The 11373-nt window shown below is 40.4% G+C and carries 10 protein-coding genes; 8 read left to right on the forward strand and 2 right to left on the reverse strand.

The genetic code is table 11. The features are described from left to right. Positions 1 to 135 precede the first annotated feature (135 nt). The 5 genes from LIT25_05490 (at position 136) to LIT25_05510 (ending at position 5464) form a co-directional block, all read left to right on the forward strand. Positions 136 to 1062, forward strand: coding sequence for an ABC transporter permease (locus tag LIT25_05490; GenBank protein USK34807.1), 927 nt, complete (start codon positions 136 to 138; stop codon positions 1060 to 1062). Continuing rightward, on the forward strand, positions 1062 to 2084 hold the full coding sequence (locus tag LIT25_05495) for an ABC transporter permease (protein USK34808.1): 1023 nt from the start codon (positions 1062 to 1064) through the stop codon (positions 2082 to 2084). Before LIT25_05490 ends, LIT25_05495 begins: the two co-directional genes overlap by 1 nt. A 21-nt stretch (positions 2085 to 2105) precedes the next feature. After that, positions 2106 to 3149 carry an ABC transporter ATP-binding protein gene (locus tag LIT25_05500; GenBank protein ID USK34809.1) on the forward strand — a complete coding sequence of 348 codons (1044 nt, stop codon included), beginning with the start codon at positions 2106 to 2108 and terminating at the stop codon, positions 3147 to 3149. Positions 3150 to 3152: 3 nt separating this feature from the next. Further along, complete coding sequence (locus tag LIT25_05505; protein ID USK34810.1) at positions 3153 to 4091, forward strand: ATP-binding cassette domain-containing protein; 939 nt, start codon at positions 3153 to 3155, stop codon at positions 4089 to 4091. Between the two features lie 167 nt (positions 4092 to 4258). Beyond that, complete coding sequence (locus LIT25_05510) at positions 4259 to 5464, forward strand: putative glycoside hydrolase (protein ID USK34811.1); 1206 nt, start codon at positions 4259 to 4261, stop codon at positions 5462 to 5464. A 2625-nt stretch (positions 5465 to 8089) separates the two neighbouring features. On the opposite strand, the gene LIT25_05515 is transcribed toward LIT25_05510, so the two are convergent. Beyond that, on the reverse strand, positions 8090 to 8287 hold the full coding sequence (locus LIT25_05515; GenBank protein USK34812.1) for a hypothetical protein: 198 nt from the start codon (positions 8285 to 8287) through the stop codon (positions 8090 to 8092). A 107-nt stretch (positions 8288 to 8394) separates the two neighbouring features. On the opposite strand from LIT25_05515, the gene LIT25_05520 reads away from it, so the two are divergent. Both LIT25_05520 and spxA read left to right on the forward strand, forming a co-directional pair. Next, positions 8395 to 8973, forward strand: a complete 579-nt coding sequence (locus tag LIT25_05520; protein ID USK34813.1) for a GNAT family N-acetyltransferase — start codon at positions 8395 to 8397, stop codon at positions 8971 to 8973. 282 nt (positions 8974 to 9255) lie between these two features. Then, complete coding sequence (gene spxA, locus LIT25_05525; protein ID USK34814.1) at positions 9256 to 9657, forward strand: transcriptional regulator SpxA; 402 nt, start codon at positions 9256 to 9258, stop codon at positions 9655 to 9657. A 34-nt stretch (positions 9658 to 9691) separates the two neighbouring features. Here the strand turns inward: spxA and LIT25_05530 are convergent, their stop codons facing one another. After that, positions 9692 to 10366 (reverse strand): TerC family protein, encoded by a 675-nt coding sequence (locus LIT25_05530; protein USK34815.1) that lies wholly within the window; start codon positions 10364 to 10366, stop codon positions 9692 to 9694. Positions 10367 to 10687: 321 nt separating this feature from the next. Between LIT25_05530 and mecA the strand changes: the two genes are divergently transcribed. Beyond that, positions 10688 to 11356: an adaptor protein MecA gene (mecA, locus tag LIT25_05535; GenBank protein USK34816.1), complete on the forward strand. Its 669-nt coding sequence runs from the start codon at positions 10688 to 10690 to the stop codon at positions 11354 to 11356. The last annotated feature ends 17 nt before the right edge of the window (positions 11357 to 11373 follow it).

The raw sequence follows: 11373 nt of genomic DNA on the forward strand, positions 1-11373 counted from the left end.
AAATTAAGGGCGAATGATTCTAATCAAAAAGAATAAAAAGAGAGTATATGCTATATACTCTCTTTTTACCTGCTATAGAATTGTCGAATTATGTAGATGATTCTGAATTTTCATATAGTTCTAGGAGGTGCACACATGGTTAAATATTTGGGCCAACGTATGATTTATATGCTTATCACTCTTATATTAATTGCTTCATTTACATTTTTCCTTATGAAACTGATCCCCGGTACTCCATTTAATAACGGTAAGTTGTCAGATGCACAGGTGGAAATCATGAAAGACAAGTATGGGCTCGATCAGCCTGTACCCGTGCAGTATTTTACTTACATGACAAACTTGGCTAAAGGTGATCTTGGAGTATCATTCCAATTTGACAACACTCCGGTTTCAGAGCTGCTTGCTGCTCGCATAGCCCCATCTGCTATCCTCGGATTTCAGGCAATGTTTGTAGGAACGTTATTCGGAATATTTCTTGGTATTGTCGGAGCACTGCGCCAAAACACTTGGGTAGATTATGGTGCAACATTCTTTGCTGTTATCGGTAAATCCATCCCCTCATTTGTTTTTGCCGGTTTATTGCAATATTACGTCGGAGTAAAATTAGGGTGGCTGCCTGTTGCATTCTGGCGCGGACCTGAATACAGCATTTTGCCTACAATAGCTCTTGCTATGTTCCCAATTGCGATTGCTGCACGTTTTATGAGAACGGAAATGATCGATGTATTAAATTCTGATTATATTACACTTGCAAAAGCAAAAGGTGCAAGCTACTTTGAAATTGCTTTTAAACATGCCCTTCGAAATGCATTAATTCCAGTTGTAACGGTTTTAGGACCGCTGGCAGTAGGACTCATGACAGGATCACTTGTTATTGAGAAAATTTTCTCCGTACCTGGACTTGGAGAACAGTTCGTTAAGTCAATTACAGTGAACGATTACCCTGTCATTATGGGTACAACCCTTTTATTTGCTTTCCTATTTGTCTTAATTATTCTTGTTGTCGATATTTTATACGGCATCATTGACCCACGAATTCGTTTAGCGGGAGGTAAAAAATAATGGCACAAAAAGAACTCAGCAAAGAATTATTTCAACCCGCTAAAATTGATTCTTCAAAGAGTGAAGAAATAAATAAGCCGAGTCTCAATTATTGGCAGGATGCATGGCTTCGAGTAAGAAAGAATAAAGCTGCCGTTTTCAGTTTAATTGTAATTGTTCTCTTAACTCTTTTAGCATTTATCGGGCCTGCTGTCAGCGGATACGACTCAGCCCGTCAAAAAGCAACACATGCTAATTTGCCTCCTCGTATTCAAGGTCTTGAAAACATCAGCTGGCTGCCTTTTGATGGAACAAGAACTCTTAATAATGGTGAGGAAATAAATATTTATGAACAGAAACAAATTAAAGAATATTACTGGCTTGGAACAGATAACCTGGGCCGTGATCAGTTTACCCGCATCTGGAAAGGGACACAAATCTCTCTATATATTGCCTTTTTAGCTGCATTTATCGATATGATCATCGGTGTAGCTTACGGTGCAATCTCCGGTTACTTTGGAGGACGTATTGATAACGTCATGCAGCGTATCATCGAAGTTCTGATGGGGATACCGAACCTTGTTGTCGTTATACTCATGATTTTAATTTTAAAACCTGGTATTATCTCCATCACAGTTGCATTAACCATAACTGGCTGGGTTGGAATGGCCAGGGTCGTTCGTGCACAAGTTCTTAAACTTAAGAATCAGGAATTCGTACTGGCATCGAGAACACTTGGTGCAAGTCATGGAAAAATTATCTTTAAACATCTTATTCCAAACTTAGTTGGGGTAATAATCATCAATACAATGTTTACCATACCGAATGCTATTTTCTTCGAGGCGTTCTTAAGCTTCATCGGACTTGGATTACAGGATCCTCTTGCCTCTCTAGGAACGTTAATTGATGAAGGGTTTAAATCAATGAGAGCATTCCCTTATCAAATGATTTACCCGGCAATCGTAATCAGTGTCATTATGGTTGCATTTAACATGATTGCAGATGGACTGCGCGATGCGCTGGATCCTAAGATGAGAGACTAGAAAAAGGCAGGTGACCCAAAGATGGAAAAAATATTAGAAGTAAAAGATTTGCATATTTCGTTCCACACGTTTGCAGGAGAAGTACAAGCCATTCGCGGTGTGGACTTTGACTTGAAAAAAGGGGAAACTCTGGCGATTGTAGGAGAATCAGGCTCTGGTAAATCAGTTACAACAAAGTCCATCATGCGTTTATTGCCTGAGAGCAACTCTGAAATCAAAAAAGGTGAAATCCTCTTTAATGGAAAGAACTTAGCTTCATTAACGGATAAGCAAATGCAGAAGATCCGCGGTAAAGATATTTCGATGATCTTCCAGGATCCTATGACATCTTTAAATCCGACAATGATTGTTGGAAAGCAAATTATGGAACCTATTGTAAAGCACCAGAATATGAGCAAAGCACAGGCGAAGGAAAGAGCGATTGACCTTCTGCGTCTTGTTGGAATTCCAAAGCCTGAACTGCGCTTCAAACAATATCCCCATCAGTTCTCGGGCGGTATGAGACAGAGGGTTGTTATTGCTATCGCGCTTGCATGTAATCCGAAAGTTTTAATTGCGGACGAGCCTACTACCGCTCTTGATGTTACGATTCAGGCGCAGATTCTTGAGCTAATGAAGGATCTGCAAAAGAAAATTGACACATCGATCATTTTCATTACCCACGATCTTGGAGTAGTTGCAAATGTAGCTGATCGTGTAGCGGTTATGTACGGAGGGAAAATCATCGAGATTGGCACAGTAGATGAGATTTTCTACAATCCGCAGCATCCGTATACTTGGGGCTTAATCAGTTCAATGCCGAGCCTTGATTCGCAAGATCAGGAGCTGTATGCGATACCTGGAACGCCTCCAAACTTATTGCATCCTCCAAAAGGCGACGCTTTTGCACCGCGTAACGAATATGCTATGCAAATCGATTTAGAAGAACAGCCGCCAATGTTTAAAGTATCTGATACACATTATGCTGCAACTTGGCTGCTTCATCCTGATGCACCAAAGGTTGAACCGCCTGCAGCGGTAAAACTTCGTCAGCGCAAGTTCCCTGAAATGAAGGAGGGAAAGTAAGAGATGGAAAGAGAAAAACTTCTTGAGGTTAAAAACCTAAAACAGCACTTTAATGTAGGGAAAGCAAATGAAGTAAAAGCAGTTGATAATATTTCATTTGATATCTATAAAGGTGAGACTCTTGGCCTTGTTGGTGAATCAGGCTGCGGAAAGTCTACGACCGGCCGTTCAATTATCCGTTTATACGACGCTACAGACGGTGAAGTAAAGTTTAATGGCGTAAATGTTCACGGAAAAAAATCCAAAAGCGAGCTGAAAACCTTTAATCGTAAAATGCAGATGATTTTCCAAGATCCATACGCTTCCTTAAACCCGCGCATGAAAGTATCTGACGTTATTGCCGAGGGAATAGATATCCATGGTCTGGCAAAGTCCGATAAAGAGCGGATGGAAAGAGTGTACGAACTTCTTGAAACAGTAGGTCTTAACCGTGAGCATGCAAACCGTTTTCCTCATGAATTCAGCGGCGGACAGCGCCAGCGTATCGGAATCGCGCGTGCACTTGCAGTTGATCCGGACTTCATTATTGCAGATGAGCCAATCTCTGCTTTAGATGTATCGATTCAGGCACAAGTAGTAAACTTAATGAGGAATCTGCAAAAAGAAAAAGGACTTACGTATCTATTTATTGCGCATGACCTTTCAATGGTAAAATACATCAGCGACCGCATCGGTGTAATGTATTTCGGCAAGCTGGTTGAGCTTGCAGACGCAGAAGAGCTTTATAACAATCCGATTCATCCGTATACTCAAGCTTTGCTTTCTGCTATACCGCTTCCGGACCCTGATTATGAGCGCACTCGTGTAAGAAAGAAATACGACCCGGCTCAGCATCAGTATACAGAAGGAGATCAGCCGCAGTTCCGCGAAGTAAAACCAGGCCATTTCGTGATGTGTTCAGAAGCTGAATTCAAGCAGTACAAAACTTTATATGCAAAATAATGAAATGTGATCTCATGAACTGAGATCACTTTTTGTTTTGTGTAAAAAGCATGAGGAATGGCAGCAGAAAGATGTTGAAAATTGTCAAAATAATTCCCAATACATGTATGAACATCCTGATTTTTCATTTATAATGAGGACAGATCAGCAAATGGAGGGTGTTAATCGTGGCTTTTTTACAAAAGATTGTACCTGTATTCCTACTGGCAAGCTCTATAGCTGCAGCAGGAGCAGGCAATCAGACACAGGCAGAAACAGGGTTAGTTGCAGCTGCACACGATAGTAAAGAACTTGTGTATCAAAAGAAAGAACTCCCGGAATCGATGCCCCGTTTTGTTTTTGACTCGGGACTGAACTTTGAATATCCAGATGCAATCAGAGGAATCTACGTGACGGGTCATTCCGCCGGCGGCAGTAAATTTGCACAGCTGACAAAGCTAATGGATTCAACCGATCTAAACGCAATGGTTATTGATGTGAAAGATGATTATGGAAATTTAACTTACCGCCCTGATCCATCTTCTCCTTATTACGATATTAGTCATCAATACATAAAAGATCCGCGGGCGATGCTGAAAGAACTTGAGAAAAAGAAAATCTATCCGATTGCGAGAATTGTTGTGTTTAAGGACTCGGTTCTCGCAAACAAAAAGCCGGAATGGTCTTTTAAAGATGGAAACAGCGTCTGGAAGAACGGGCGAGGAGAGTCATTTGTCAACCCATTTGTAAAAGAAGTATGGGATTACAATGTTCAGATTGCGATTGAAGCTGCAAAGCTCGGTTTTCAGGAGATTCAATTTGATTACGTCCGTTTTCCTGAAGGATTTGAGAATAAAGACGCCACGCTAAAATACAGCCACGGTGATTATACAGATACAAAACAGGATAATGTTCAAAAGCGTGTAACAGCGGTAACGGACTTTGTTGAATACGCGAGGGAAAAATTGAAACCTTATGGCGTTAAAACCTCAGTTGATATCTTTGGATATACAGCTACATTGCCCGAAGCACCGGGTATTGGCCAAAACTTTACAAAGATCTCAAACCATGTTGATGTTATATCATCGATGATTTATCCCAGTCACTGGACGGCCTATTTTGGAATTGAGAAGCCCGACTTAAAACCATACGAACTCATTTCAGAATATGCCAAGCTTGAAAATAAAAAGCTTGATGAGCTGAAAACAAGACCAGTGTCACGGCCATGGCTTCAGGATTTTACGGCTTCATGGCTCGGCAGCGGAAACTACAAAAAGTATGGAAAAGAAGATATAGAAGCTCAAATCAAGGCATTGAATGATCAGGGGATAAAAGAGTACCTTCTGTGGAATGCCGGAAATAACTATACAAAAGGCGTAGATTACACGCCTTAATTTATCAGTCACCGCGAATTTAAATAACTGGTTTCTTTTTGATCGTGAAAACAGCAAAATATAGAAGTAAACGGATACTAAATTGCCCTGCAATTTGTATCCGTTTTTTATTGTTCGGGGCATCAAACTTACGCAATGAGTACCGAAAACCCTGGAGTAGTCCTGTTTCAGGGCAACAACCGCACCCTATGAGTACCGAAAACCCTGGAGTAGTCCTGTTTCAGGGCAACAACCGCACCCTATGAGTACCGAAAAATCTGGAGTATGCCTGTTTCAGGGCAACAACCGGACTCTATGAGTACCCAAAACCCTGGAGTATGCCTGATTCAGGGCAACAACCGCACCCTATGAGTACCCAAAACCCTGGAGCAGCCCTGTTTCAGGGTATCAACTGCACTCAATGAGTATCCAAATCCAGGATTGAGCCTGAAAAGGGGAATCATATGGACTCTATGAGTACCCAAATCCAGGATTGAGCCAAAAAAGAGGAATCATACGCACTCAATGAGTATCCAAATCCAGGATTGAGCCTGAAAAGGGGAATCATACGCACTCAATGAGTATCCAACTCCAGGATTGAGCCTGAAAAGAGGAATCATATGGACCCTATGAGTACCCAAATCCAGAATTGAGCCAAAAAAGAGGAATCATACGCACTCAATGAGTATCCAACTCCAGGATTGAGCCTGAAAAGGGGAATCATACGCACTCTATGAGTACCCAAATCCAGGAGTGAGCCAAAAAAGAGGAATCATACGCACCCTTTGAGTATCCAACTCCAGGATTGAGCCAAAAAAGAGGAATCATACGCACTCAATGAGTATCCAACTCCAGGATTGAGCCAAAAAAGAGGAATCATACGCACTCAATGAGTACCCAAATCCAGGATTGAGCCTGAAAAGGGGAATCATACGCACTCAATGAGTATCCAAATCCAGGATTGAGCCTGAAAAGGGGAATCATACGCACCCTATGAGTACCCAAATCCAGGATTGAGCCTGAAAAGGGGAATCAACCGCACCCTATGAGTACCCAAATCCAGGATTGAGCCTGAAAAGGGGAATCAACCGCACCCTATGAGTACCCAAATCCAGGATTGAGCCAAAAAAGGGGAATCATACGCACTCAATGAGTACCCAAATCCAGGATTGAGCCTGAAAAGGGGAATCATACGCACCCTATGAGTATCCAAATCCAGGATTGAGCCAAAAAAGGGGAATCATACGCACTCAATGAGTATCCAAATCCAGGAGTGAGCCAAAAAAGAGGAATCATACGCACTCTATGAGTACCCAACTCCAGGATTGAGCCTGAAAAGGGGAATCATACGCACACTATGAGTACCCAAATCCAGGATTGAGCCTGAAAAGGGGAATCATACGCACCCTATGAGTATCCAACTCCAGGATTGACCCAAAAAAGAGGAATCATAAGCACTCAATGAGTACCCAAATCCAAGATTGAGCCAAAAAAGGGGAATCATACGCACTCAATGAGTATCCAAATCCAGAATTGAGCCAAAAAAGAGGAATCATACGCACTCAATGAGTATCCAAATCCAGGATTGAGCCTGAAAAGGGGAATCATACGCACTCTATGAGTATCCAAATCCAGGATTGAGCCTGAAAAGGGGAATCATACGCACCCAATGAGTACCCAAATCCAGGATTGAGCCTGAAAAGGGGAATCAACCGCACCCTATGAGTACCCAAATCCAGGATTGAGCCAAAAAAGGGGAATCAAACGCACCCAATGAGTACCCAACTCCAGGATTGAGCCTGAAAAGGGGAATCATACGCACTCTATGAGTACCCAAATCCAGGATTGAGCCAAAAAAGAGGAATCAAACGCACCCTATGAGTACCCAAATCCAGGAGTGAGCCAAAAAAGAGGAATCATACGCACTCAATGAGTATCCAAATCCAGGATTGAGCCAAAAAAGAGGAATCAAACGCACCCTATGAGTACCCAAATCCAGGAGTGAGCCAAAAAAGAGGAATCATACGCACTCAATGAGTATCCAAATCCAGGATTGAGCCAAAAAAGAGGAATCATACGCACTCAATGAGTATCCAAATCCAGGATTGAGCCAAAAAAGAGGAATCATACGCACCCTATGAGTACCCAAATCCAGAAGTGAGCCAAAAAAGAGGAATCATACGCACTCAATGAGTATCCAAATCCAGGATTGAGCCAAAAAAGAGGAATCATACGCACCCTATGAGTATCCAAATCCAGGATTGAGCCAAAAAAGGGGAATCATACGCACCCTATGAGTACCCAACTCCAGGATTGAGCCAAAAAAGGGGAATCATACGCACCCTATGAGTACCCAAATCCAGGATTGAGCCTGAAAAGGGGAATCATACGCACCCTATGAGTACCCAAAACCCTGAAGTATGCCTGTTTCAGAGCAACAACCGCACTCTATTATTAACCCAAATTCACGATTATAAAAAGTTGGGACTAAACGATTTTTATCCTGAACAATTTCTATAATACCTTCATTTTCAACGGGATTTTATGGTGTTCTCCTCTTAAACGGATCCTGTAAGCATATAAGGATTTTTTTACTTAAATTTGAAGTGAAAAAACCGGTCACGGCCGGTTTTCTTCCATTAAATATTATCTTCGTCTGCCGCCGACTTTTCGCCACCCTGCCTGGGTTTTTAAAGTATGTTCAACGTTTTCATTTTTCTTTTTTCCGCTGAAGATGGTTTCTCCGATTCCATTTGTTATGACTCCCATTAAAGCTGTTATTCCAATAACCAATACAGCAACAAGCAGAAAATCGAACGCATATTCAAACAAAATCCTCACCATCCCATTATTTACTTATAATTTTATAGTAGCTCATGTTTAACACTAAGGAAAGAGGGTATATTTAATTTAGAAAGAAATGAACGTTAAAACGTGCAAGGAGCGGGTCAATGAACTGGTATGAGAAATTAAATCAATACTTTCCTATTGAGGAAATGAAATCTAAAGAACATATTGAAACTCTCTTGAAAGAGCGTGGTGATATTTATCATAAAGATGAAGGAGAACATCATGTTCTTATGTATGCGGAATTAGAAGATTTCATCTTTATTGACTACTTGTTTGTATCGAAAAAAGCAAGAGGACAGGGTCTTGGACATAAGCTGATTTCAAATTTAAAAGAATTAGGAAAACCAATTATTCTAGAGGTGGAACCCGTGGATGAAGATATTCTTGATACGGGCAAGCGCTTAAAGTTTTATCAGCGAGAAGGATTTCAGCATGCAAAATCAATCGGATACAGAAGAAAGTCGCTTGCTACAAACGAAGTGAATGCAATGGAAATTCTTTATTGGTCCCCTGAAGATGCTTCTGAAGAATTAATATATGAAGCAATGAAAAAGACATACTTAATGATTCATACTTATAAAGATAAAGAATTTTACGGTAAAGAATATCAGGATGTACAGGAAGTTTTATCCATGCAGGAGCAGGATAATCAGAAAGATATTTTCGATGGACTGGATTAATTGAGAATCAGATGACCGCATTCAGAGGGATGAATGCTGCTGAAAGAACAGGGATTTAGAGTGAACTTGATAAAAGCAGTAAATATAATCCTTCAATTTTTACGGAATTGTAACTGTTTTGTCAAACATTTGTATTTAAAAAGTGTATACTTACTTACTTTTCTATAGTATAATTCGTTATAGATATTACTTAATTGTAGTAATTTCAATTTGAACACAAAGTAATACTTATTACTATTATAAGCAGTCTGCTCATTTTACACAAAAAGGAGTGAAAGGTTTATGGTAACGTTATATACATCACCAAGCTGTACTTCTTGTCGTAAAGCGAAAGCATGGTTAGAAGAGCATGAAATCGCATATACAGAGCGCAACATTTTTTCAGAGCCGCTATCAGTTGACGAGATTAAAGAAATCTTGCGCATGACTGAAGATGGAACAGATGAAATAATTTCTACTCGTTCAAAGATCTTTCAAAAATTGAACGTGAATGTCGAAACAATGCCTCTTCAAGATCTTTATGATCTGATTCAGGAGCACCCAGGCCTATTAAGACGCCCTATCATCATTGATGAAAAGCGATTGCAGGTCGGATACAATGAAGATGAAATCAGACGCTTCTTGCCTAGAAAGGTACGCACATATCAGCTGAGAGAAGCACAGCGTTTAGTGAATTTCAGTTAAAGAATTATAACCCATAGAAAACCTTCCTTAGCTGTTAAGGAAGGTTTTCGTTTTTTTCGATGCGCTGATAAATGAAGCCAGATAAAATCAAGAACAAAATGAGCAAATAAGGGAGCATGACTCCCATGCTTGGATGTGTATGGAATATTGGCGCAAGCTTGTGTTCATGGATAATCATTTTGCCTGCAGTATAAGCAAGCATTCCTCCTCCGATATAAATGAGAGCAGGATATTTATCTAAAATTTTAAGAATGAGATTGCTGCCCCAAATCATGATCGGGATCGAGATTAACAGGCCGATTATGACAAGGATTGTCTGGCCATTAGCTGCTCCGGCAACCGCAATGACATTATCCATTCCCATCAGCATATCAGCCAGTACTATCGTCTGAACCGCTTTTCTCAAGGATTGATAACTTTTTATTTCTCCTTCTTTTTCCTCACTTCCTACAATTAAATGATAAGCGATATAGAGGAGCAGAATCCCGCCAATCAGCTGCACAAAAGGAATCTGGAATAAATAGACTGCTACTGAAGTAAGCAGGATGCGAACCCCAATTGCGAAGACCGTTCCTAAAATGACTGCTTTTTTTCGCTGTTTAGGGGGCAGATTTCGGCTTGCCATTGCAATAACGATCGCGTTATCTCCTCCAAGGAGCAAATCAATGCCGATAATCATAATCAAAGACATGAGAAATTCCTGTTCCATTTAAGTACCTCTTTCCCTGTTATTGACTGCTCGTACCATATATATGAAGCGAACTTTGAATTATGAGCCATTCTATATAGGTAAATAACTGTTTTTGTAAATTCAAGGTTTTTTTATTTCATTCGGAGCTGTTTTATCATAAAATAGGAGTACAAGAATCTTGAAAGGCAAGTCTCATTTTCAAGACAAGTTTTATAAGCTAATGATGCGTTGCGCTGACGATTAAATAGCTGCTGATTTGGGTAAAGTGTAGAAAAGTGCAACTTATTTAGGGGTTTAGTTGTCCCTTCAACATCATATATAGAAGGGAAGGTTGTAAAGATGGAGATAGAACGAATTAATGAATATACCGTAAAGTTTTATATTTCATATCTTGATATAGAGGAACGCGGTTTTGACAGAGATGAAATCTGGTACAACCGCGAAAGAAGTGAAGAGTTATTTTGGGAAATGATGGATGAAGTTCACGACGAGGAAGACTTCATGGTGGAAGGGCCGCTATGGATTCAGGTGCAGGCTCTCGATAAAGGTTTAGAAGTTATTGTAACAAGAGCTCAGCTGTCAAAAGACGGCCAGAAAATTGAACTTCCTTTATCTGAGGATAAAGTGAAGGAATTACCGGTCGATGTGAACATTGAATCAATTCTAGATCAGCACTTTAATGATGATCTTGATGATTCAGACGGTTCGGCGGAGGAAGAAGAGCAGCAGCTGCAATTCCTGATAAAATTTAATGATTTTGAACATATTATTGCTTTAGCGCAAGTTCCTGTGAGCGGCTTTGTCAATTCACTTTACTCACTGGATAAAAACTACTACCTGTATGTAGAGTTTGATGAGCAGCATTCAGATGAAGACATTGAGAATATGCTGAGTATTATTCTCGAGTATGGACAAGAATCACGCATGACCATTCACCGCGTCACGGAATACGGCAAGGAAATTATTGCGAATGAAGCTCTTGACGTTGTTAAGAAACATTTTAGCTAAAACTAAGAAGTGCCGAT

Origin of the sequence: Bacillus sp. F19, assembly GCA_023823795.1 — a bacterium.
Taxonomy (GTDB): Bacteria; Bacillota; Bacilli; order Bacillales; family Bacillaceae; genus Bacillus_P.